General features: G+C 67.1%; 23 protein-coding genes. 12 read left to right on the forward strand and 11 right to left on the reverse strand.

Annotated elements, in window-relative coordinates:
- Nucleotides 1–17: 17 nt before the first annotated feature.
- Nucleotides 18–479 (reverse strand): DUF4307 domain-containing protein, encoded by a 462-nt coding sequence (locus AB0M45_RS15455; RefSeq protein ID WP_364328326.1) that lies wholly within the window; start codon nucleotides 477–479, stop codon nucleotides 18–20.
- A 192-nt stretch (nucleotides 480–671) separates the two neighbouring features.
- Between AB0M45_RS15455 and mca the strand changes: the two genes are divergently transcribed.
- The 8 genes from mca (at nucleotide 672) to AB0M45_RS15495 (ending at nucleotide 5,927) form a co-directional block, all read left to right on the forward strand.
- On the forward strand, nucleotides 672–1,538 hold the full coding sequence (gene mca, locus AB0M45_RS15460; protein WP_364328517.1) for a mycothiol conjugate amidase Mca: 867 nt from the start codon (nucleotides 672–674) through the stop codon (nucleotides 1,536–1,538).
- Entirely contained in the window at nucleotides 1,535–1,846 is a 312-nt protein-coding gene (locus AB0M45_RS15465; RefSeq protein WP_364328329.1) for a hypothetical protein, read from the forward strand. The genes mca and AB0M45_RS15465 overlap by 4 nt, the downstream gene beginning before the upstream one ends.
- A 151-nt stretch (nucleotides 1,847–1,997) precedes the next feature.
- Nucleotides 1,998–2,501 (forward strand): FAD-binding protein, encoded by a 504-nt coding sequence (locus AB0M45_RS15470; protein WP_364328332.1) that lies wholly within the window; start codon nucleotides 1,998–2,000, stop codon nucleotides 2,499–2,501.
- A gap of 17 nt (nucleotides 2,502–2,518) precedes the next feature.
- Nucleotides 2,519–2,884 (forward strand): hypothetical protein, encoded by a 366-nt coding sequence (locus AB0M45_RS15475; protein ID WP_364328335.1) that lies wholly within the window; start codon nucleotides 2,519–2,521, stop codon nucleotides 2,882–2,884.
- Between the two features lie 238 nt (nucleotides 2,885–3,122).
- Nucleotides 3,123–3,701: a TIGR03086 family metal-binding protein gene (locus tag AB0M45_RS15480; protein ID WP_364328338.1), complete on the forward strand. Its 579-nt coding sequence runs from the start codon at nucleotides 3,123–3,125 to the stop codon at nucleotides 3,699–3,701.
- A 192-nt stretch (nucleotides 3,702–3,893) separates the two neighbouring features.
- On the forward strand, nucleotides 3,894–4,346 hold the full coding sequence (locus tag AB0M45_RS15485; protein ID WP_364328341.1) for a hypothetical protein: 453 nt from the start codon (nucleotides 3,894–3,896) through the stop codon (nucleotides 4,344–4,346).
- A gap of 274 nt (nucleotides 4,347–4,620) precedes the next feature.
- Nucleotides 4,621–5,061 (forward strand): SUKH-4 family immunity protein, encoded by a 441-nt coding sequence (locus tag AB0M45_RS15490; protein WP_364328344.1) that lies wholly within the window; start codon nucleotides 4,621–4,623, stop codon nucleotides 5,059–5,061.
- 221 nt (nucleotides 5,062–5,282) lie between these two features.
- Nucleotides 5,283–5,927, forward strand: a complete 645-nt coding sequence (locus tag AB0M45_RS15495; RefSeq protein ID WP_364328347.1) for a hypothetical protein — start codon at nucleotides 5,283–5,285, stop codon at nucleotides 5,925–5,927.
- A 280-nt stretch (nucleotides 5,928–6,207) separates the two neighbouring features.
- Here AB0M45_RS15495 and AB0M45_RS15500 read toward each other — a convergent pair whose 3' ends face one another.
- The 4 genes from AB0M45_RS15500 to AB0M45_RS15515 form a co-directional block, all read right to left on the reverse strand.
- On the reverse strand, nucleotides 6,208–7,323 hold the full coding sequence (locus AB0M45_RS15500; protein WP_364328350.1) for a hypothetical protein: 1,116 nt from the start codon (nucleotides 7,321–7,323) through the stop codon (nucleotides 6,208–6,210).
- Between the two features lie 88 nt (nucleotides 7,324–7,411).
- On the reverse strand, nucleotides 7,412–8,032 hold the full coding sequence (locus AB0M45_RS15505) for a suppressor of fused domain protein (RefSeq protein WP_364328353.1): 621 nt from the start codon (nucleotides 8,030–8,032) through the stop codon (nucleotides 7,412–7,414).
- Between the two features lie 508 nt (nucleotides 8,033–8,540).
- On the reverse strand, nucleotides 8,541–9,809 hold the full coding sequence (locus AB0M45_RS15510) for a cytochrome P450 (protein ID WP_364328356.1): 1,269 nt from the start codon (nucleotides 9,807–9,809) through the stop codon (nucleotides 8,541–8,543).
- A 110-nt stretch (nucleotides 9,810–9,919) separates the two neighbouring features.
- Complete coding sequence (locus AB0M45_RS15515; protein ID WP_364328359.1) at nucleotides 9,920–10,435, reverse strand: TetR/AcrR family transcriptional regulator; 516 nt, start codon at nucleotides 10,433–10,435, stop codon at nucleotides 9,920–9,922.
- Between the two features lie 260 nt (nucleotides 10,436–10,695).
- Here AB0M45_RS15515 and AB0M45_RS15520 point away from each other — a divergent pair, with 260 nt between their 5' ends.
- Together AB0M45_RS15520 and AB0M45_RS15525 are read left to right on the forward strand one after the other, a co-directional pair.
- On the forward strand, nucleotides 10,696–12,747 hold the full coding sequence (locus AB0M45_RS15520; RefSeq protein WP_364328362.1) for a thioredoxin domain-containing protein: 2,052 nt from the start codon (nucleotides 10,696–10,698) through the stop codon (nucleotides 12,745–12,747).
- 513 nt (nucleotides 12,748–13,260) lie between these two features.
- Nucleotides 13,261–13,881, forward strand: a complete 621-nt coding sequence (locus tag AB0M45_RS15525) for a hypothetical protein (protein WP_364328365.1) — start codon at nucleotides 13,261–13,263, stop codon at nucleotides 13,879–13,881.
- Between the two features lie 149 nt (nucleotides 13,882–14,030).
- On the opposite strand, the gene AB0M45_RS15530 is transcribed toward AB0M45_RS15525, so the two are convergent.
- The 6 genes from AB0M45_RS15530 to AB0M45_RS15555 form a co-directional block, all read right to left on the reverse strand.
- Nucleotides 14,031–15,665, reverse strand: a complete 1,635-nt coding sequence (locus AB0M45_RS15530) for an adenylate/guanylate cyclase domain-containing protein (protein WP_364328368.1) — start codon at nucleotides 15,663–15,665, stop codon at nucleotides 14,031–14,033.
- On the reverse strand, nucleotides 15,662–16,003 hold the full coding sequence (locus AB0M45_RS15535) for a hypothetical protein (protein ID WP_364328371.1): 342 nt from the start codon (nucleotides 16,001–16,003) through the stop codon (nucleotides 15,662–15,664). Before AB0M45_RS15535 ends, AB0M45_RS15530 begins: the two co-directional genes overlap by 4 nt.
- Nucleotides 16,004–16,094: 91 nt before the next feature.
- A complete protein-coding gene (locus tag AB0M45_RS15540) occupies nucleotides 16,095–16,523 on the reverse strand; it encodes an SRPBCC domain-containing protein (RefSeq protein WP_364328374.1) in 429 nt (142 codons plus the stop codon).
- 27 nt (nucleotides 16,524–16,550) lie between these two features.
- On the reverse strand, nucleotides 16,551–17,960 hold the full coding sequence (locus AB0M45_RS15545) for a cytochrome P450 (protein WP_364328377.1): 1,410 nt from the start codon (nucleotides 17,958–17,960) through the stop codon (nucleotides 16,551–16,553).
- Entirely contained in the window at nucleotides 17,957–18,877 is a 921-nt protein-coding gene (locus AB0M45_RS15550) for a Rieske 2Fe-2S domain-containing protein (RefSeq protein ID WP_364328380.1), read from the reverse strand. The genes AB0M45_RS15545 and AB0M45_RS15550 overlap by 4 nt, the downstream gene beginning before the upstream one ends.
- A 702-nt stretch (nucleotides 18,878–19,579) precedes the next feature.
- A complete protein-coding gene (locus AB0M45_RS15555; RefSeq protein WP_364328520.1) occupies nucleotides 19,580–20,266 on the reverse strand; it encodes a hemolysin III family protein in 687 nt (228 codons plus the stop codon).
- Nucleotides 20,267–20,489: 223 nt separating this feature from the next.
- Here AB0M45_RS15555 and AB0M45_RS15560 point away from each other — a divergent pair, with 223 nt between their 5' ends.
- Nucleotides 20,490–21,269 (forward strand): isoprenyl transferase, encoded by a 780-nt coding sequence (locus tag AB0M45_RS15560; protein WP_364328383.1) that lies wholly within the window; start codon nucleotides 20,490–20,492, stop codon nucleotides 21,267–21,269.
- 13 nt (nucleotides 21,270–21,282) lie between these two features.
- Nucleotides 21,283–21,876 (forward strand): hypothetical protein, encoded by a 594-nt coding sequence (locus tag AB0M45_RS15565; RefSeq protein ID WP_364328386.1) that lies wholly within the window; start codon nucleotides 21,283–21,285, stop codon nucleotides 21,874–21,876.
- Nucleotides 21,877–21,882 lie beyond the last annotated feature (6 nt).

A 21,882-nucleotide genomic window follows, 5' to 3' on the forward strand; every position in this document is an offset into this window, starting at 1 on the left:
GGGCAAACGCGCGGAAATCAGCCAGCTCGCAGATAACTGGGCACCTGATCACTACACGCGTAGATGCTGCCCGACACCGGCCGCGCGGACGCGCGCACGGTGGTGGTCAGCTCCACCGTTCCGCTGCCCGAGGGCTCGACGAGCACCTCGCGGCGGCCCAGTTCGGACCCGTCGCGCGCCATCGCGCGCACGAAGCACACCACCGGCCGCGCGGGATCGGCACGGGTGACCTTCAGCCGGATGGTCATCGTCGAGTCGTCCACCACGGTGTAGCCGAGCTGCTCGGCCTCGATGTCGTCCGGGCCGTACTTCTGATAGCCGAGGTAGGCGACGCCGACCCCGGCGAGCACCACGAGCGCGACGAGCACCGGCACTACCCAGCGCCGCTGCACCGAGGGCCGCGTCCCGTATCGGTCGGCGGGCGGTCCGCTCGGCGTGGCCTTCGCGCCGCCGCCGTTCTCCGGCGCAGGCTCGCTCATGCCGCCTCCTCGCTGCGCTCGGCGCCGTCACGAGCGAGCGCCCGGCTGTGCTTGCTTGTTCGCTCGCTCATTGGTAGGCGCTCCCGGGGGGTACGTCGGAACAAAGATGGGTCGAATGGAACTATAGGTAACGAAGCCCCGACACCCGCGAGCGAGAGCGACGGTGAACGAGACGTGAGTGGCCTTCGCCTCATGGCGGTGCATGCCCACCCAGACGACGAATCCAGCAAAGGCGCCGCGACGACCGCCCGTTACGCCGACGAAGGACATGAGGTCCTCGTCGTCACGCTGACCGGCGGAGAGCGCGGAAGCATCCTGAACCCGGCCATGGACACCCCCGGCGTCCTGGAGCGGATCCACGAGATCCGCCGCGAGGAGATGGACGCGGCGGCCCGTGCGCTCGGCGTGCGCCAGCACTGGCTCGGTTTCGTCGACTCGGGCCTGCCGGAGGGCGATCCGCTGCCGCCGCTGCCCGAGGGCTGCTTCGCGCTGGTTCCGCTGGAGGAGGCGACCGAGGCGCTGGTCCGCGTGGTGCGCGAGTTCAAGCCGCACGTGATGACCACCTACGACGAGACCGGCGGTTACCCGCATCCCGACCACATCCGCTGCCACGAGGTGTCGATGGCCGCGTTCCAGGCCGCGGGCGACCCCGAGCGCTTCCCCGACGCCGGGGAGCCGTGGACGCCGCTGAAGCTGTACTACGACCACGGGTTCAACATGCGGCGGATGGAGCTGTTCGCCGCGGAGTACGAGCGTCTCGGCGAACCGTTCCCGCTGCAGGAGTGGCTGGACCGGATGCGCAAGTACACCGCCGAGCGAGGTGACGTGGTCTCCCGGATCACCACGCAGATCGAGTGCGCCAAGTACTTTCCGCAGCGTGACGACGCCTTACGCGCGCACGCGACGCAGATCGACCCGAACGGCGCGTTCTTCGCCATTCCGCTGGAAATGCAGCAGCGGCTGTGGCCGACCGAGGAGTTCGAGCTGGCCAAGACCCGGGTGAGCACCGCGCTGCCGGAGACCGACCTGTTCGCGGGCATCGAGGACGAGCGGTCGTGACGTTGGTCCTGCTCGCCCAGACGCCGGGCACCCCGACCGGGCCGGAGTTCGGCAAGGCCTCGCCGCTCGGGCTCGTCATCGTGCTGATCCTGCTCGTGGGCACCTTCCTGCTGATCAGGTCGATGAACCGGCACATCAAGGGCCTGCCCGCGACGTTTGAGCCGGATCACCCCGAACCGGATCAGGAGGCCGACGAGGGGACCGAGCACGGCATCACGCGCCGCGCCGAGGAGTCCAAAGGCACGGATCCCGAGGAGCGCGCCGAGTCCACCGGCGCGGATCCCGATGGCCGCGCCGAGTCGAGCTGAAACCCTGCTGAGCTGCGCTCTGTTACCTTTCCGCGCTCTCGATCGTCAATGAGGCAGTCGCGGCACGAACCACGGCCGGTAGAACGGCCGGATACCTGGATTCGTTGCTCGCGTCTCCCTTCGATACGAACGCGAGAGTCAGGACAGAGCGATGACATTCGAGGAACTGCGTGGCGCGCTGCCGGGCCGCGTGCTGCTGCCCGGTGATCAGGGTTTCGAGAACGCGGCGCGGCCGTGGACGCTGACGGTCGTTCAGCCGGTGGCCGCGGTGGTGCACGTCGGCGACACGTACGACGTCGCGGCCGTCGTCCAGTACGCGCGCGGCGCCGGTGTTCCGGTAGTCACCCAACCGACCGGGCACGGTGCCGCGGGTGGCGTCGCGGACGCGATTCTGCTGCGCACGGGGCAGTTGGACAGCATCGAGATCGATCCCGCACGTCGGGTGGCGCGGGTCGGTGCGGGCGCGAGCTGGGGCCGGGTGCAGGCCGCCACCGGTGCGCACGGACTGACCGGCCTCGCGGGCAGCAACCCCGCGGTCGGCGTGACGGGTTACACCGTGGGCGGCGGGATGAGCTGGTTCAGCCCGCCGATATCGGCGCCATCACCGCGGAACCCACCGATCCGAGCCCCTCGCTGTCGCGTGCCGAGCAGCTGACCGATCTCGGCGACGCCGTGGTCAAGACCCTGATCGACGAACCGGTCGCCCCGCTGGCCAATCTGCAGATCCGCCACCTGGGCGGGGCGCTGGCCGAGCTCCGTTCCGACGGTGGCGCGCGCGGCCCGGTCGCCGAGCCGTATCTGCTCTACTGCCTGGGTCTCGGGCTCCCGCACCTCGCCGAGGCCGTCAAGGCCCGGCGCACGGCGATAGTCGACGCGCTGAGCGGCCAGATCAGTGGACGGAAGCCGTTCACCTTCCTCACGCCCGACGAAAAGGCCTCCGCCGCTTTCGATTCCGCGACGTTGACCCGGCTGCGCGAGGTCAAGAGCGCTCAGGACCCGCAGGGCGTCATCCGGGCCAACTACCCGGTGCTCGCGTAGTTTCCGCGGGCCGACAGTCCAGCCGTGGCGGCTGTGGGCGGGTGGTGTGGACAGCCGGGGGTCGGGCCGGAAAGTGGTCTCGGCCCCGCGGCAGGTCGTCGTAGTGATCAATATTGTCGTGGTTGCTCCTATGCGCACTGCTGGCAACCATTTTGCGCAATATGGTCTTCGCAATGCCGCGCGTCGGTCGGTGTCCTGTGTTACCAATTCAGCCAAACCGCTCGACCGAAGGAACATCATGGACAACGTGATCGGACAGATCGACCGTGCACTCGATGCGACCGGAGCGATCGTCGCCGCCGTGGAACGGGCGGGCCTGGCCGCGTCGACGCCGTGCCGGGACTGGGACGTGCGGGCCGTCCTCAATCACACCGTGGGCGGCATGCATATCTTCGCGGCCGCGCTGAGCGGCACGGATGCCAGCGCCGAACACGATTCCGACTGGCTCGGCGGTGACCCGCAGGGCGCCTACGCCGCGGCGGCGGAGGTCGATCGCGCCGCCTGGCACCGGCCGGACGCACTGGACGGCACGGTGGGCATTTCGCTGGGAGAACTGCCGGGTCCTGCGGCGGCGCTGGTGCATCTGACCGAAGTTCTCGTCCACGGTGTCGACATCGCGGTGGCCATCGACCGGCCGGATCTCGCCGACGACGAGCTCTGCGGCGAATTGCTCGCCACTATGCAGGCGATGGGCGGGATCGATTCCTTCCGAGCGCCGGGCATTTTCGGTCCGGAAATCGTTGTCGCCGAGGAAGAACCGGCGCACCGGCGGCTCTTGGCCTATGTCGGACGCGAGGTGCTGGCCCGGACGCCGTAGTCGGAGCCGAACCCTTACGCGGCTGTCACTGGATTTCACCGAAGGTTGCGTGCGCAGCCACTAGGGTTGACGGAGCCGACCATTCGCCCACCGCAGTGCAGCGGTCTCCTCGGTGCGGGGTGCGCTGGCAGTCACGAGCGCCGGGCCAGGGGCCGGGACCTGCCCAAACCTGCTGAAAGGCGCCACCGACCAATGCCGAGAACGATCCTGTATCCCTCCGACGAGCAGATACGAATCACGACAGCGCGATTGCTCGACCTGTATGTCGATTCCGCCCCCGTGTTCTTCGGCCTCACCTTGGCGGGACCGGATCGAGTCGGCGTCATGCCGCAACCGATATTGCCGACGGACCAACCACCGATTCACGACCTGTCGACGCTGATCTTCTCTCGCGCCCCCCGAGCGACGTTGTGGGGCTTCGGATACCGCGACGAAGTACTCGCCGAACGCGACGGCGGATCGGCCGAAGCAATGACCGTGTGGACCGCCGACGCACGGGGCAACATGTGGAAGGCCCTGCAGTTCCGGGACCAGCCGGACACGGACCCGGTGGTGACCTTCCGCCCGGCCGACGAAGGCCGGCCGGACGAGGAGGCGATCATGCTGGAGTTGTGGGTCGCGGCAATGGCTCTCGCCGCGATCTGACGGACGCCGTAGCCGCGACCGACGTATTTCACCCACCGAAGGCGGGACAGTTTCGGTCAGCGGCCGGAACCGCTGAATGATCCGCTCCTCAATCCGCCGGCGGATCCGCTCGGCAACCGGAAATCGGCATCCGGGACACCAGCGCCGTTTGGCTCTGCCAGTGGCAGCGCCGGGCGGAGAGATACAAGATCGGCTGTCTGGTGAATTCCGGTAGCGTCCCTGCGGCGCACCCCGCGCGGATCGACGCCACGACACCCCTTCTGGACGACCCGACATGACACTCGACTCCGACATCGACGCGGCACTGGCCGGCCTCGACGGCAGGCGCGGCAGCATGGTTCCGTTCGCCGGCACCTGGTGCCTCGCACCGTATCCCCGCACCCGATCGGCCGATGGCCGCGCCTGCACAGTCCTCGCTGACGACGACGGGCTACAGACCCTGGTCGTCGCCGACGACGGCGAAATCCTGATCGTGACCGACGACGGCACCGAGCTGGTCAACACCACCATCGAGCGCTTCGCCGCGTGCGCCCGCGCCTACACCGAGGCCCGCAAGCAAGCCCGCCACATCGACGAGGACGATGAGGAGACCTTGGAAGTGCACGGAGAACAGACCCTGGCCACGTTCCGCGGCATCGACCCGGCTGCCGTCGCCGGCGAGAACCAGTTCTGGTCTGTCGCCGCTGAGGAGCTGGGCTACGGCCTCACCATCTGAACCGCGTCACACACCGTCACCCGGCGCGAGACGGCCCGCGAGGTCCGACCGCACTCGCGACGGCTCGGCCGCCGCCCGGGCTCGCGGGCGCACCGGCGGGCAGATAGCCGAATTCGGGCCGCGGCAGGTGTAGCCGGCCCGGTGGCAGGGCATCTATCCAGTGCCGCAGCAAAAGGCGAGCCAACCATGGGTACGGTTGGGTCCGCCGCGACCGAGGAGGAATGACTACCGATATGAGCTTCCAGAACGGCGGGCCCAATGCCGCACCGGGCGGCTATCCGCCCCCTCATCCCCACCTGCCGGGTCACGGCTATGGGCCGCCCCAATCGTCGGCGGGTGGTGGCACCGGAATCGCGGCTGGACTGCTTGCGTTGCTGGGTGGCGGTTGGGAGACATACGGTCTCGTGACGTTGGGGACGTCGCGGATCTTCGACAATCTGGCGGGTCTTGCGCTGATCACCGTGGTGGTGGCCGGTTTGGTGGCGCTCCTGCTCATTCTGGGCAGTGTCCTGCTGCTGTGTCGATTGACTATCGGCCGGGTTCTGGTGATCGTCGGCAGCGCGCTGAGTTTGATCAACCTGGCTATCGGGCTCGCGATGGTAGGGCTTTTCGGCCTGCAGCCGATAGTCGCCGGCGTGCTGACACTGGCGACCCTTGTCCTCGCCGCCATCAGTCCGACCGGCCGGTGGATCGCGGCGCGTCGTCGATCAGTTCCGATGTACGGCCACCAGCCCGCAGCGCAATATGGTCAGCCCTCGTTCCCGCAGTACGGCCACCAGCCTCCCCAGCCTTACGGATATCCAACCGCTCCACCCCCCGGCCATCCGGCGCCTCCGTACGGTCAGCCGCAATATCCGAGCCGCTGACGCGCTGGTCCTAGCGCGTTCGGGCTCATCGCCGGGCCGGATTCCGGCACGGCGGCAGGCGTCGCCTTCGAAGAGAGGTCCCAAGCCCCACAAGGGTATTCGCGCCTGCTCGAGTTGCGCCGCCTGGAAGTGAACCGGGTGGAGGCCGGCCTCGTCGCCGTGCAGTGGACCGGCTGCGACGGCGAGTTCGCCGCTGGGATCGGAGCCGAATCCGAAGAACATCGGCATAGACGGTTGCGCGGGTCCCAGCCATACCTTTCCGAGGCCCTCGGGGCTGTGCTCAAAAAGGGTGACTGGCGGCGGCTCGGGCGAGGATCATTTGCGTCTCTTCCGGTGTGAGCTCGTCGACGACCTTCACGTCAGCGGGCAGGGACCAGAATGTGCGGTCCGAGCCGATAATGCGCTTGCCCCAGGGCGGGCCGACCACCAGGGTGCGGACTCCCTCGAAATGGGGTACGTCGCGGGGATTCCCTTCGCCCCACACCCAACACTCCTGGGCGACCTTACTCGGCTCGGCTACGTCGGATGCGGCCGCACGGAAGTCGTACAGGTTGAACGATCCGACGATGTGGTTGCGTGGACAGTCGTCCACGATGCCGCGCAGGAAGTCGAAGAGCTCGGGAGGGTTGTCCGCTGTGGGGATGTCGAACCGGCCCAGAGCATCGGCCAGCAGGACGTGCAGGGTGAAGTTGTCGGCGATGCCGTCGACCTCGACCCGGAAACCTCGGCCCTCCAGCGGGCACAGGACCAACCACGTTTGGTCGAGCTCCACGCCGAGCAGAACGTCCAACCAGTACGCGCCGGCGTCGGCGACAGCACGGGCGGCGGCGACGAGCTCCCGATCGGCGATCGCCCGCTGGAGCAGGACCCGGTCACGGGTCAGCGCCGCCACGGTAGGACGCGTCCACTGGCCGAGCCAGTAGAGGCTCGTCGCGCCCGGCCGGTCGTCCGTCATCCCAGCCCGGAAGAGATCACGCGGGATGGGTCGGTCGTCCACTCTCAGCGCGGCGTCGGCCATTGTCTCCCCGAGGTCTTCCTCGTCCTGCCCATTGCCGTGGGGCGGGAGCTGGCCCAGGCACCAATCGGCGTAGCGGCGAGCTGCGTGCAGCACAGGCAACAGCTTCGGCAGGAGCACATCGCCGAGCCTACGAGCAGATGCACCGGCCTCGACGAGCGCGCCGGCGGTGATCGCCACATGGGCGACACCGTCACCGTCGTCGACGCGGGAGCGGGACAGGCGGTCGAGCAGAACCGTGAAAGCCCCATCCTTATCGCCGTCACCTGCGTCGAGGGCAGCGTACAGGGTGTCCTGTGCCGCGCGAACTCGAGCCAGCTCCCAATCGACTCCATCGACGACCCGGGTCAGGTCACGCGCCGCCGCCACGATGTCGGTCATCTCGTTCTCCTGTCGCCTCTCCCATACAGCGGGCAGCACGGGTTTGCCAGGCAATAGTCATGCCGCCCATCACCTTGCCGAGATCACTTCAGTGGGCGATCAGGGGTCCGCGGTCGATGTCGGTGACGTGCAGGGGTAGATACCGGGAGAGATGGTCCAGGATCGCGGCGGCATTTCCGCCGCGGGCCTCTTGATATTCCTCCACAGTGAGTCCGACAATTTGGAGGAATCGCAGATCGCCGTGCGGGGTGGCGATTTCGCCGAGTTCGGGGTCGACGGTGAAGACCATGGCGCGGATGGCACTCTCGGGGCGGTCGGCGGCCAAGGAGCCGCTGGCTTTCATGGTATGGCCGGGCTCGAACCACTTCCCGGAGTCGAACACATAGCGCCCGAGTTCTTGTAGTAATCCGGCGGGCCAGAGCGGAGGCTGCGACTCATTCGGGCGACGGATCAGGCGGAAGGTGAATTCGAATCCCCAGCCCGAGGTCTCCGGATCCGATGAATTCTTCTCGTAGAGTTCGGACATGCCGTAGCCGATGTAGTGCCAGTGCGGCAGTGGGCCGGAGTGCTCGTAGATACTGATGCCGTCGAGCGGGTCCGGTCCCCCCAGTGCCCAGGGCTGTTTCGTTCCGAGATGACGCGGCTCGGCATTCCCGTACAGCTGTCGAAGGGCGGCGTCGATTGCGGACCAGCCTGGTGTATCACTCACTCGGGCAACAGTAGTTGCGATGCGAGATGGAACATCTGCCGAAGTGGCTCAAACACTTGTAAAACCTCCCTCGGTCCGGCCCCCGCCATGGCCGGACGCCTCGCCGCCCGGCTCGGTCGGCGGTGTCCGCAGTGCCACTGCTCCCGGGGCACGGCCATCGGTGGGCATCGGACTCGGCCCGCCACAGGCCCTCCAGCTTCGGCACGACGAAGTCTCGAGCCGCGGCTTTCGCGGCCTTCTTCGCTCCGTACGCGGCGCGATACAGCGTCTGTACCGCCGCGGCGTAGGCCGGGCCGTTGGGCTCCCCGACACCCTCGACCGTGACGTAGTCGTACCCCCGAATGCCCGGACCACCGGCTGCGCGTCGGCTCCGTAGTAGTGCTTGTCGGCTCGGGCCAGATCAATCGTCATCACTCGACCCTGTCGCCTCCCGTCACCTGAGGGTCGAGGAGTTAGTGGCAGTGCATGGAGCCTGTCCTCTGACTGGAGTCCTGCGGGTGGGGCCAGATCAGATCAGGACCGGTAGGGATTGGGGGGTGCGCAGCATGTAGTCGGGGGCGTAGCTGATGCCGTTGTCCGGTAACGCCAGGCGCATGTCGGGGAACCGATCGCGAAGCGTGGTCAGCGCGGTGGTGATTTTGAGCTTGGCGAGCTCTCGTCCTGCGCATTGGTGTGGTCCGGAGCTGAACGTGATCGGCTTGGTGCCGTTGTTTACTCTGCGTTCGGGCAGCACGGCATGCGGGTCGGGGAACCGTCCCGGGTCACGGTTGGCTGCACCGATCATGACGAAGATCGAACTACCCTTGGGGATTACCGAACCCCCGGTGAGCACGACGTCCCGTTCGGCGTAGCGCCGCCAAGCGACCACCCCGGTCTCCTTGCGGAGGATCTCGTCCACCATGGCCGGCACCTGTTCGGGTTTGCGGAGCATGTCCCAGTGCTCGCGCCCCTCGTCGGACAGTAGGTACCGGATGCTGTTGAGCAGCCCTCCGAAACTCGACGAATAGCCGGCCACCATGATGGTCATCAGGGCGGCTGCGACCAGCTTGGGTTTCAGGCCCTGGGCGAGAAGATGGCTGGCGAGGTCGTCGGCGGGGTTCTGAGCACGGGCGGCCACGAGCTTGCGACAACCACGGGATAGGTCGCTGAGCCCTCGCACGTTGGCGACGCGGTCAGGACGTTCGATAATGCGAGCCAGCAGGGCAACGTGGGCGTCACTCCATGCCTTGATCTGGCCTTCTTCGGCTGCCGGGAACCCGAGCAGCTCGCTGATCACGCCCGCTGCCAACGGCCTGGCGAAGATGCTTTCGAAGTCGACCGGGCCGCCGGTGTCGGCGACCGCTGCGGTCAGGACATCGGCTGCGGCCTCGACCCGCCGGCTGATCATCGCGCCGAAGTTCGCGTGCGTTGTGTCCGGGCGCATGGAGAAACCGCGAGGGCGGGCGAACACCGCCTTCATGACCATGTTGTGGGTGGCCTTGCCGGCGTTGTTGATGACCTTGGGCACTGTGGCCAGGTGGGCGATGTGTGGGATCGCCCTCAAATGGGTCGCGAATTTCGGGAACGGCGTCAGCGGATCCAGGGTGTTTCTGCTGGACACAGCTGGATCGGCGCCGTTCAGGATCTTCTCGACGTCGCCGTAGCGCCACACCGCATGCATACCGGTCTTCTTGTCGAGGAAGCTCGATCGGTCCGACGAATGCAGGCTGTCGTAGTAGTCGGCGAGTGCAGAGGGCTCGTATGCTCCCGGCTCGGTGAACGGCACGCTTTGATACATCAGATTCCTTCTATGCAGCTCGTGAGATCACACCGACTGGCGAAAGTTGCTCGAAATCAACGTGATCGAGTGCCGCGATTCGCTACGGCCCCCGGTGCCCACTTCCAATTTCATGCTCCCGATGCCTTGTTCATGTGCGCGACGTTCGACGTCATCCCGTTTTCACCAGTGCGTGTGTTCTCTGGGGAATTCTTGCAGTGCAGTGCTTTCGATGCAGAATGTCCAAGCGTTCGGGCGGCACATTTTGCAGGCTCTTGAGGTGAACCATCGAGCAGTGCCTCGATCACCTCGACCACCTGCGCGTATCCCGGCTGCGCCTGGGCATCCGTGGTGCCGACGATCTGGCGCATCGCGTCCGAGAGGCCGGTCTTGGTCACGGCGAAGCGGGCGAGCCGTTCCATCCATTCGCGCAGGTCCTGGTCGAGTGCTCGGGTTTGGAGTAGTTCGGTCGCGGCATCGGTGAGCAGCTGCACCTCGTGGCGGTAAACCTCCAGAACGAGCGCTTCACGGTTGGGGAAATTACGGTAGAACGTGGCCCGCCCGACCCCCGCCTTCTTGGCGATCGAACTGAGCGGGACATCCACGGCGCGCGAAAACTCGGCCAGCCCCACCTCCAGAACGGACAACTATCCGGTTAACCAGGGTTGGGACTCGCCGTCCTATCTACTGTGCGATGGCGCACGAGAGGTGGTGGGAACCGATGTACCGCCTTGTATCGGGTAAGCCGGGATAGAGGGCTGAGGTGATGGCGCACTACTCTTCACCTGATGGCCCATGTCGGCAATGCGGTGGCGGGACGGGTTTTGCCGTTCTGGAAGCCCGAATCCGCGGATCGAGGCCGAGCGGGCGGAGCGCGTTGTGTGCCAGCTCGATACAGGAGGTTGATGTGAACCAATTAGCAAGTGCGACATCGCCTTACCTGCGCCAGCATGCCGACAATCCGGTCGATTGGCGGCAGTGGGACGCCGGTGCCTTGGCGGAGGCAGCGGCTAGGGATGTGCCGATTCTGCTCTCCATTGGATACGCGAGTTGCCACTGGTGCCACGTGATGGCGCACGAGTCGTTCGAGGACCTGGCGACCGCCGAGCAGATGAACGAGAACTTCGTCTGCGTGAAGGTCGACCGGGAAGAGCGGCCCGACCTCGACGCGGTCTACATGAACGCCACGGTCGCGATGACCGGTCAGGGCGGCTGGCCGATGACCTGCTTCCTCACACCGGATGGCGAGCCGTTCTACTGCGGCACCTACTATCCGAAGCTCCCGCGCGGCGGCATGCCGTCGTTCACTCAGCTCCTCACCGCGATCACCGACACCTGGCGCACGCGACGCGACGAGGTGGACCAAGCGTCCGCGCAGGTGGCCGCGGCGCTGCGCGCGCAGACTTCGGGGCTGCCGGACGCTGATCTGACCATCACGGCCGAGCTGCTCGACCACGCCGTCGCCGCCGTGCTGCGCGACGAGGACGACAAACACGGTGGATTCGGCGGCGCGCCGAAATTCCCGCCCTCCGCGCTGCTGGAGGGTCTGCTGCGGCACTGGGAGCGGACCGGCGAACCCGCTGTGTTCGACGTGGTCGCGCGCACCACCGAGGCGATGGCGCGTGGCGGCATCTACGACCAGCTGCGCGGGGGTTTCGCACGGTATTCGGTCGATGCGGCGTGGGTCGTGCCGCACTTCGAGAAGATGCTCTACGACAACGCCCAGCTGCTGCGGGCCTACGCGCACCTGGCCCGGCGCAGTACGTCGGCGCTGCCGGAATCGTTGTCGCACCGGGTCACGCGCGAGATCGTACGGTTCCTGCTCGACGACCTGGGTACCGCGCAGGGCGGCTTCGCCTCGGCGTTGGACGCCGATACGCACCTGGAGCCCGGCAAACCGGGCGTCGAAGGCGCCACCTATGTGTGGACCCCGGCCGAACTGGCTGGTGCGCTCGGTGCGATCGACGGGGCGTGGGCCGCCGGATTCTTCGGTGTCACCACCGCGGGGAACTTCGAACAGGGCACCTCCGTGCTGACCAGGTACAGCGAGCCGGCCGGCGCGGAGGACAACGCCCGCCTGGAACACGTTCGAGCAGCGCTGATCGCGGCGCGCGACCGGCGTCCGCAGCCGGAGCGCGACGACAAAGTGGTGACCGCGTGGAACGGGATGGCGATCACCGCGCTCGCCGAAGCCGCGGCCGCGCTGGACGAGCCGGAATGGGTGGCCGCCGCCGTCCGGTGCGCGCGCTTCCTGCTCGCCGAGCACGCGGTGGACGGGCGGCTGCGGCGGGCGTCGCTCGGCGGTGTCGTCGGCGCCGCGCCGGGCATCCTGGAGGATTACGCGTGGCTGGTCACCGGACTGCTCGCACTGCACCAGGCCACCGGTGAGCTCGGCTGGCTGGAGGACGCGCAGCGGTTGCTGGACACGGCCATCGAGCATTTCGCCGACGCCGACCAACTCGGTGGCTGGTTCGACACCGCCGACGACGCCGAAACGCTCGTCACCCGTCCGCGCGACCCGATCGACGGCGCCACACCCGCCGGCGCCTCCGCGCTGGCCGAGGCGCTGCTCACCGCCGCGGCCGCGAGCGACCCGGAGCGCGCCGCGCGCTATCGCGAACTCGCCGACCGCACGCTCGAGCGCGGCGCGATCGTCCTGGCGCGCGCTCCGCGTTCGGCAGGCCAGTGGCTCGCCGTCGCCGAGGCCGCCCTGCGCGGACCACTCCAAGTCGCGATCGCCGCCGAATCCGCCTCCCGCCCAACGGAGTTGCTCACCACGGCCCGCCTGGCCGCCCCTGGCGGGTCGGTTGTCCTGGCCGCCGCCCCCGACGCCGTCCCGCTGTTGGCCGATCGCCCCCTGGTTCGCAACGCCGCCGCGGCATACGTCTGCCGCGGTTCGGTGTGCGACCTCCCGGTCTCTACCCCGGACCAACTTCGCACGGCACTCCTGCGGAATTAGCGGCGCCGTTCGACCAGTCACCTGTCTCGCCCTCTGCACACCGCGGGACGCGACTTATCGACCGACCCGGCATGGCGTGGTCGCGGAGGGCATCGACCGTCGTCCTCCGTAGCCTGTGGGAGGTGCGGGGGGAGGCGCAGCTATTCATCGCCAACGTCTCCGGCGCGTCACCAGTTGCGCCTCGAATTACGCGGAAGCTCGAGGCCGACTGGCCCAGCCCAGGATTCAAGATCGCACTGATCGCAATCATTCCCGGAACGAGCTGCGCCTTTTACTGTCCGGAGATCCCCCTTCTGTCCGGGCCGTGTCCTATGACGTCCGCAGTCGGGGACCGCCATGTCCGCCTCGGTTCTCGACGCCGACCGATCCCTGATTCGGAGCGAAGTGCAGCCAACTCCCTGGTCAGTCAAGGACATTCGACCCGATTCAGGGCCGATCGCGGCGTCCGGACGACTCGCCGGGTGCCGAGCGCACCTGTCGACGCTGAAGGGTTACTGGGGTTACTTGGGGGCCGTGGCCGGCAGCATCGTCACGCTGATCCTGCTGTTCCAGCCGTGGCTGACCGCGGCCGGTGCCGACGGCAAGGCCAGTGCCAACGCCTTCGGCCGGATCACCGCGACCACCTCCTACCTCAATGTCTGGTCGTCATCGCAGCCACCGGCCGCGCGCATCAGCGGCGCCCCGGCGATACTCTCCGCCGCGGCGATCGTCGTCACCCTGTGCGTAGTGGCGGCGAATATCCGGTATCGCAGAGAGGTCCTGTCTCGGATAGCAACGCTTTCCACGGCTACCGTCGCGGCTCTGGTCCTCCTCACCGTGCTCTACATCAACAGCAAAGCCCCCGAACTACGAGCGACGCTCGCGCGCACCTCGGATCTGGGTGGACAAGCCGGAATGGTGATGAGCTGGGCCTTCGGCAACGGCAGTATCGTCTTGCCGGGAATCCGGCAAGTCGCCTACGACACCGCCGGACTGACTCGCTGGGCCATGCTCGCCGGGGCCACCGCACTCGCTTCGGCCGTCACAGCGATCGCGCAATGGGCACACGACCACCCGCCCACCTCCATCCGCCTGCCGTGGCGCGTCGCCATCCACAGATCGGGAGCCTCGGAGCAACCGGCCCGGCAACCGTAGTGGACGGCTCGATAATCGGCGAGGCTGGGATTCCGCTGCGCTGCGGCTCGTCTGCGAGTTCCGGCGTCTGGGAGTGGTCGCCCTCCGGCGGTCGATCGGTCATCGGCTTCTGATGACCGCGCGCGGCGACAGGCGACGTCTGATGCGGGCTATCGCCGGGGTGGGGTGTCCAGTTCGGTGTTGCGCGTCCGGGCGGGGTCGGATCCCGCTGCATCGGTGCGGATTTCGGCGACAGAATCGGCCTCGGCCGGGTTGCCGCTGTCAGGTCGGTCGGCGCTGGTCGCGGTGGGGTCGGGCGATGGATCGGGGCCGTCCATGTCGGTCCAGCAGGCCGTCGGGTCTTTCATCCCGCGCAGCACGATGGTGTCGAAGAAAGTCCACTTGGCGCGTTCGTGGTCCGCGGCGGCTCGGGTCACCACTTCGCTCACCAGGATCCGCCGCGGCACTTCTTTGGCCGCGGTGGTGAGGCGGGCGGCCTCGTTGACCGCGTCGCCGATCACGGTGAACTCCAGCCGGGTGTTGGCGCCGACGTCGCCGGCGAAGACCCGGCCGCGCGCCACGCCGATGCCGATGTCGAGTTCGCCGGTGGCGAGCACCTCGTCGCGGATGCGGCGGGCGGCGCGCAGTGCCGGAGTCGCGTTGTCGCGCAGGGCGATGGGCGCCCCGAAGACGCACAGCGCCGCGTCGCCCTCGAACTTGTTCACCAGCCCGTTGTTCTCCTCGGTCGCCGCGACCACGATCGCCAGCAGCCGGTTGAGCTTGGCGACGAACTCCTGCGGCGGCAGCCCGGTGGACAGCTCCACCGACCCGGTCACGTCGACGAACAGCGCCGAGACCTCGCGCACGTCACCGGTGAGATCCACACCGCGCGCGAGCGCGCGCTCGGCCACCTCCGCGCCGACGTGCCTGCCGAATACCTCCCGCATCCGCTCCCGCTCGCGCAGGTTCGCGGCCAGCTCGTTGACCGAGTGTTCCAGCCTGCCGATCTCGCTGGTGCTGCCGACCGGCACCCGGACGTCCAGATCGCCCTGGGTAATCCGGTCCAGCGCCCGGCGCAGGGTGCGCATCGGCGCGGCCACGGCGCGCGCGAGGAAGGCGGTGGCCAGCGCGCCGACACCGAGGCCGACGGCGGACAGGTAGATGGCGGTCCGGACCCGATCGGGCGCCGCGGCGGCCGGGTCGGCGAGAACAACGATCAGCATGAGCAGTGGGAGCGCCGCCGCCACCGCCCAGCTCACCACGACCCGCACCAGTACCGAGGAACTCCAATGCATAGTCCAGCCGAGGATCCCGGCGACCACCGGAACGGTCGGCCGGATCAGCCGGTCCACGATCAGGAAGGTAATCGCCGCCGTCTCGAACGCGCCGATCGTGAACAGTGCCGTAGTCACGCCGGGGTCGTTCTCCGGGCTCAGATGGGCGAAGATCGCCGCCGCGACGATCACCCCGGGAATCCACAGCGCGATCGCCCGCATACTGATCACGATCGGCAGCCGCAGCAGGCGGCGGGCTTCCACCTCGGTCGGCCTTCGTCCGGCGTCGAGCCAGCCGAAATACCTCGTGCGGTCGCGCACCGCGAGGACGACGCCGACAAGGAACCCGACCAGCGGATAGATACCGACGAACACCAGCGCACGCAGCCAGTCGGTGCCGAGCCTGCCGAGGAACCCGTTCAACCACAGCTGGGTGACAATGACCGCGAGACCACTGAGGTTGGCGGTGGTGACCACTACGGCCAGACCACCCCGCGCCTTGAGCGCCCACAGGACAAACTTCGAGATCATCGGGTGCGCAGCCCGGAGAGCCGCTCCACGCGTGGTCTCGCCGCCCAGTACTTCGCGAACCGTACGAACGCTCCAGAGCTCACCGAGAGCCTCGGGGCATCCATGGGCCGCACGAGGCGGAAAGGTTCGGCACTACCGAGCGTCGCCTTGGTGCAGGGCGGGCTCATCACGACTGCCCGCTCCGGCAGGGCGATGCGGCGGAAGGCAGCGACGAGGAACACGAACGAGCAGCATAGAACCAGTACGACCGGCACAGGCGGTTTCCCCATGATCTTGTCGGAGAGGTCGCCGAACAACGCGAACAAGTGCGCCGAGCACGTGAGATCCCGGACGGGCACCTTTGTCAGGATGATCCGGAGTCACCGAGCCGTGCCGGGCGGTGGACTTCTGTGCCGCCACGATCACCCATCGGGCTGTGGTCCGAGCCGTTCACCCTTCGACTCTCGTTCTAAGAGCCGAGTTGAGTTCGTGGCACCGCTGTTCCAGTGCACTGATGAGCCTCCCCGCCACCGGGATCAGCAGACCGCTGAACCGGCCGTAGTGCCGCACCCGTGTCCCGCCGTCGGTCACGTCGAGGTCGAAGCCGTGTTCGCCGTCCGCGAGCCGGGGTATCGCGAGACCGCCACCCCACCGGAGGCGGCACGGCGGATCGACCGTTCGGACCGTCACGGTGGACACCCGAGGGCCGAACCGCCGGGAGAACTTCGTATGCAGTGCCAGCGTCTCGCCTGGTTGTGCCCGCCCGTCCACCGCGATGAAGAACGGATTCCATTCCGGGTAGGCGGCAAAGTCGGTCAGGACATCCCATACTCGCTGCGGCGGTGCCGCTACGTCGATATACGTTTTCACTTCTCGCATCGGAATCCTCTCCGCGCCGACGATGTATCAGCGGGGTGTGCACCGGGCGGGCATCGGACTTCCCGGATAGGTTTGATGCACCCGCTCCCGGCGGGTGGGCACGGGGCCCGATAGTTGGAACTGGTACTGCGTGAGCAGTTCGTCGATCACGGTGGCAGTAACCGTTTCGCTGAACCGCTGCGCGACGCACCCGAACGGTCCCCGTCCGAACGTGGCGGTTTTGGGCGCGGGCTCGCGCAGATAGCGATCGGGGTCGTATCGGTCGGCGTCGCCCGGAATCCGGTCCGGATCCCGGTTGAGTGTGCCGGGGAATACGCCGATCGCTTGGCCGGCGGGGATGTGATAGGTCTTGCCGTCACGCTCGAATTCGTACGGCCGGTCCAGGTAGCGGATCAACGACGAGACGGGATGCATCCGTACCGATTCGACCAGACAGCGGCCCAGGAAATCGAGTCTCGCCGGTTGATCGTCGAACGACTGCAACCGGGCGAGTGTCCCCGGCTGCGTCAGCACATCGATCAGCGTCCAGAATGTGTAGGTGCCGGGGTAGGCGGTCGCATTCCACAGCACATACATGACCATCCACAGCCTGTCCGCCGTCGAAAGCGGCGCGCCGTCGAAACGCGCTGCGGCGATGGCACGAAGCAGCGGCGAGTCGGCGTTATCGAACGCGGGCAGCTCGTCGCGCAGGGTGCGATAGAGCTTACGTGTGGAACGGTACTCCGGCATCAGATAGTGGTACGGCGTGATCGACAGCGTGGTGCGCGGGATGTCGATACCATCAGCGATATTGCGGTAGTAGGTCGTAAGGCGGGTGCCCAGCGCGTCCCAGATCTCGTCTCCGAGGAAATATCGCCCCGTCACCTCGTACACGATCGGGTGAACCACGTCGGCCAGATCGACCGTTGTCGACCAGTCGACGGTATGCCGTTTGACAATGCCGGGAACATCGCCCGCGATCCGGCTCACCCGTTCGGCGGGCAGGTTTTCCGCCATCAGACGCCGACCGGCGAGAATGAGCTGCTGCAGCGATTCCGGTCCCGAGTCTTCGCGCGGGAACCAGTAACCGACGGTTGGCACCCTGTGCAGCACTTCTCCGACACCCGCGTGATCGGTGGGCAGACTCAGCACCCGCTGGTAGTGCTCACCGTCCAGGAGGAACGTGAAGTCGTAGATGCTCGGGACGCGCAGGGTGAAGACGTCACCGTACTGCGCCCGGTTGCGCACCACCAGGCCGATGGGATCGGTGATCACGGACTTCAACCGAGTTATTACGCCGACAATCGGAATATTGTCGGCGCCTGCCCACGCCAGCGGCGCAGCGACCGTTCCCGGCGGCGTCACCGTGGGGCGTCGATGCCAACGCCAGTAGCCCACAGCTGCCGCGCCAGTGGCCGCGAACGCCGCCGTTCCCAACCGTTTTCCAATACTTGTCATGACTCTTTCCTCGGGTAGAACTGCCGTGTCCACGCGCGATATTTCGCGATCGGGCCGTCACCCGCGGCAATGGCCGGTCGATCCAGATACACCTTGTGATCCCAGATCTCCTGGTCGCGACGGAGTTCGGTGACGACGATCCGGAGCGCTATCCGTTCGAGGACTGCCTCCACCGGCATCCACGCGGCCCGGCTCGAGGCGGTCCTGCCTCGGGATCGCACTGTCGTGCCCACGTGCACCGCCACCTCGCGTTCGCCGATCGGTGTGGAGAGTACGAGTTGGCGGATCGCCCACCCTGCGGCTTCCAGTTCCACAATGGAGAAACCCAACCCGTCGACCCGGACGTAGATCTCCGTGCTGACGCCTCCCATCAGTGGGAGCGGTCGAGTGAAGGCGTACCGCGTCCGCAACCGCGGTCCGTCCACGACGATCGGGTCGATGGTTCGCACGCCGTCGAATCCGTGCAGTACACCGAAATGCCCGGAGTCGACACTGTTTTCGGTAATCTCCTGCGGATGGCTGTGAAACCGTAGCTTCTTCGTTCGCATGGTCCGCCAGCCCAACTCCTCTGCCGGCGGATCGATCTCCCACACCTGCTGATCCGGCGGACCGTGCCAGACCATCAGCACACCACAGACCTCACGGAGCTCGAGCATGCCCAGTCGGGCCGCCGGCGGCGGAGTTCCGTAGGGCGAATAGGTGCATCGGCCTGCGACGGAGTACCGAAATCCGTGGAACGGGCAACGCAACTCTTCGTCCTGAACGCTGCCACCGTGCCCGAAATGTGCCCCGAGATGTGGGCAATAGGCTTCGATGGCCCGCGCCGTGCCGGAGCGGGTGCGATAAACGACGATGTCCCGGTTCATGAACCGCCGGGTCAACAGCCCACCCGGGGGCAGTTCGCGGGAAAATGCCACGGCGAACCAGCCGTATGGATACGGTGGTGGAGTGTCGCGCATCCCCCGGCCCGAAATACCTTTGACTCCAAAAATATCTCGTTCACCGACAATGGCGTGACTTGACACCATTGCGACCTCGCTCTCGTGCCGTGTTGAATAGATCGAGTCCTATGTGGATGATTGGTTGCAGCGCATCGGAATTTTTTTGGGCCGCATGATGGGTGCGGAAAGCCTTACTCGCCCCGCCGGTCTCCCCGCATCCGATCCGGTCGCCGGTCCATCGGCGCAGCTTTCCGGTTGGTCCAGGTGATTGCCGGTGCCCCGGGTGGCGGTCATGGACGCGTATGAGCCATCGAGTGAACCGCGGAGGTGGGCTGTGAGATGGTGTGCGGGTATAAGCCGATCGGCAGAAGTGGCGAACATGGGAGCCAAGGCATCGTCCTTGCGGGTTGCTCGATTCGGGGCGCTGTTCCGGCTCTCTTCGATGAATTCTGGGGTATTTGTAAATACATGTGGTCGACCAACGCTTTGAAGCCGATAGCGCATTGTGTGAATCTTAAATCCGGACCCCACGGACCGGTACCGGGCGGTATGGAATTCCGGATTATTTGACACTCTCTTGAGCTCGGCCGGTGGGTAGCCGAGTTCGACGGGCGACGCGGGCGGCGGTGGAGAACAGCCGCAGCCGAAGTGTGTGGATCTCCGCCGACTGTATTGCGCTCAGCGCAGGACCACGAGCCAGACCGCGGCGTAGTGGGTCAGCGCCGCGAGGACCGTGGCCGCATGGAAGAACTCGTGGTGACCGAAGACGGTCGGCCACGGGTTCGGCCATTTGGTCGCGTAGAGGATGGCGCCACCGCTGTAGAACAGGCCGCCGATCAGCAGCAGCATCAACGGCGCGATGCCGATCTGGCTGTTCAGTTGCCCGGCCACCGGCACGATGGCCCAGCCGAGCAGCAGATACAGCGGAACGCCGACCCAGCGGGGCGCGGTCGGCCACAGCAGTTTCAGCGCCACTCCGGCCAGCGCCCCCGCCCAGACCACGGCCAGCAACGTCTGCCCGGTGCGTCCGGGCAAGCCGAGCAGGGCGAACGGTGTATAACTGCCCGCGATGAACAGGAAGATCATCGAGTGGTCGGCCCGCTTCATCCGGATCCGGGCTTGCGCGGTCGGCCAGGTCACCCGGTGGTAGACCGCGCTGATGCCGAACAGTCCGCACACGGTGACGCCGTAGACCAGCGTCGACCATCCCGCGGTCGCCGAGACCGTGGCGGCCGTGGCGATGAGTACCACGGCCGCGATCGCGGCGATACCGACGGCCCAGGTGTGGATCCAGCCGCGCAGGCGTGGTTTGACGAGCGCCTCCGCGAGCGCCTCGCCCGCCGAGTGGGAGCCCGTTGTGACCAGTGCCGCGTCGGCGGCGCCGACCGATTCGGACACGAGTACCTCCTAGTGGACGCAGCTGGACGAAGTGCGTCCGTAGCCTGCTCCGGGACCGAGCGCAGGCGTGGTGGCCGCCTAGCTGAACCCGCGAGTAACCTACGGAAGCGTAAGTTTGAGTTTCCAGCCACTGTACCGGCGTATCGCGGTCGATGCCGAGATCGTGTCGCCGAGGCGTAGGGTTGCCCGCGTGGAACTTCCGAGTCAGGTGCGGGGTCTGCCGTATCGCATCTACGAGGCCCGGCTGTCCAGGCAGCTGGCCGGCAAACAACATCCCCGGCACGTCGCGGTGATGTGTGACGGCAATCGCCGCTGGGCGCGGGAGAACGGTTTCACCGACGTCAGCCACGGTCATCGGGTCGGCGCGCTGAAGATCGCCGAACTGGTCGGCTGGTGCGAGGCCGAGGGCATCGAGATGGTGACCGTCTACCTGCTGTCCACCGAGAACCTGCAGCGCGATCCGGACGAGCTGGAGACGCTGTTCGAGGTGATCACCGACGTAGTCGAGGAACTGTCGGCGCCGGAGCAGAACTGGAGCGTGCGCATCGTCGGCACGCTCGACGGCTTTCCCGAGCTCATCGCCAAACGGCTGCGTACCGCGGCCGAGCGCACCGAAGGGCGCAATGGTGTGCACGTCAACGTCGCGGTCGGTTACGGCGGCAGGCAGGAGATCACCGACGCGGTGCGCTCGCTGGTCCGCCAGGAGATCGCCGCGGGGGAGACGGGCGAGGACGTGGTGCAGTCGATCACCGTGAACGCGATCGGCCAGCACCTTTACACCTCCGGCCAGCCGGACCCCGATCTGGTCATTCGAACCTCCGGCGAGCAGCGATTGTCCGGGTTCCTGCTGTGGCAGAGCGCATACTCGGAAATATGGTTCACCGAGGCGTACTGGCCGGAGTTCCGGCGGGTGGATTTCCTGCGGGCGCTGCGCGACTACGCCGCGCGCCATCGACGCTTCGGCGTGTGATCGGATCTCGCTCGTGACGGAGCCGAGCGCCAGCGGGATGGTGCGGCACGGTCCGGGCGATTTCATCGGCTACGCGGAGTTCGGTAGGCGCTTCCTGGAGTTCGCGGCCTCCGAAGAGCGCATCTTGGGCGCGTTCGGTCAGCTGACCGGTGCTGCCTTCGATTTCGGCCCGATCGGCGTCGGCCCCGGGCGGTTGGCGAAAGTGACCGCGGAGGTCCAGCTCGGCCGGTCGCGGCTGCGCCGCCTCGGCGGCGAGCTGATCGCGTTCGAGCTGCTCATCCCGCTGGACCTCGATCTGCTGCTGGACTTGGCGGTCGATCGGCATCGGTTCCATGTCGAGGGGACCGTTCACCTGCACCTGACGGTGCGCACCGCCACGCCGTTGCGGGTGGTGATCGATATCGCCGAGCCGCGTCCGGTCGACGTGCGCGTGAATGTCGCCGCCGCCACCAGGCGGGGACAGTTGCTGCGCATCCTCGCCAGCGTCGATCACGAGGTCAGGCGATTCGTCGCCCGCTATATCTCCGCCGAGATCCGCAGGCCGGATATTGCCGCGGCGTGCGATATCGATGTCGCTCGGCGCCTCGATGAAGCGTGGAAGCTGTAAGCGAGA

The sequence above is a fragment of the Nocardia sp. NPDC051787 genome, from assembly GCF_040681325.1.
Taxonomy (GTDB): Bacteria; Actinomycetota; Actinomycetes; order Mycobacteriales; family Mycobacteriaceae; genus Nocardia.

Bases quoted from the DNA above. Each gene is read 5' to 3' on its own strand.
- AB0M45_RS15530 (WP_364328368.1), bottom strand. From the start codon at position 15,665: ATGATCTCGAAGTTTGTCCTGTGGGCGCTCAAGGCGCGGGGTGGTCTG.
- AB0M45_RS15495 (WP_364328347.1), top strand. From the start codon at position 5,283: ATGACTACCGATATGAGCTTCCAGAACGGCGGGCCCAATGCCGCACCG.
- AB0M45_RS15490 (WP_364328344.1), top strand. From the start codon at position 4,621: ATGACACTCGACTCCGACATCGACGCGGCACTGGCCGGCCTCGACGGC.
- AB0M45_RS15455 (WP_364328326.1), bottom strand. From the start codon at position 479: ATGAGCGAGCCTGCGCCGGAGAACGGCGGCGGCGCGAAGGCCACGCCG.
- mca (WP_364328517.1), top strand. From the start codon at position 672: ATGGCGGTGCATGCCCACCCAGACGACGAATCCAGCAAAGGCGCCGCG.
- AB0M45_RS15485 (WP_364328341.1), top strand. From the start codon at position 3,894: ATGCCGAGAACGATCCTGTATCCCTCCGACGAGCAGATACGAATCACG.
- AB0M45_RS15510 (WP_364328356.1), bottom strand. From the start codon at position 9,809: ATGTATCAAAGCGTGCCGTTCACCGAGCCGGGAGCATACGAGCCCTCT.
- AB0M45_RS15540 (WP_364328374.1), bottom strand. From the start codon at position 16,523: ATGCGAGAAGTGAAAACGTATATCGACGTAGCGGCACCGCCGCAGCGA.
- AB0M45_RS15545 (WP_364328377.1), bottom strand. From the start codon at position 17,960: ATGACAAGTATTGGAAAACGGTTGGGAACGGCGGCGTTCGCGGCCACT.
- AB0M45_RS15500 (WP_364328350.1), bottom strand. From the start codon at position 7,323: ATGACCGACATCGTGGCGGCGGCGCGTGACCTGACCCGGGTCGTCGAT.
- AB0M45_RS15470 (WP_364328332.1), top strand. From the start codon at position 1,998: ATGACATTCGAGGAACTGCGTGGCGCGCTGCCGGGCCGCGTGCTGCTG.
- AB0M45_RS15480 (WP_364328338.1), top strand. From the start codon at position 3,123: ATGGACAACGTGATCGGACAGATCGACCGTGCACTCGATGCGACCGGA.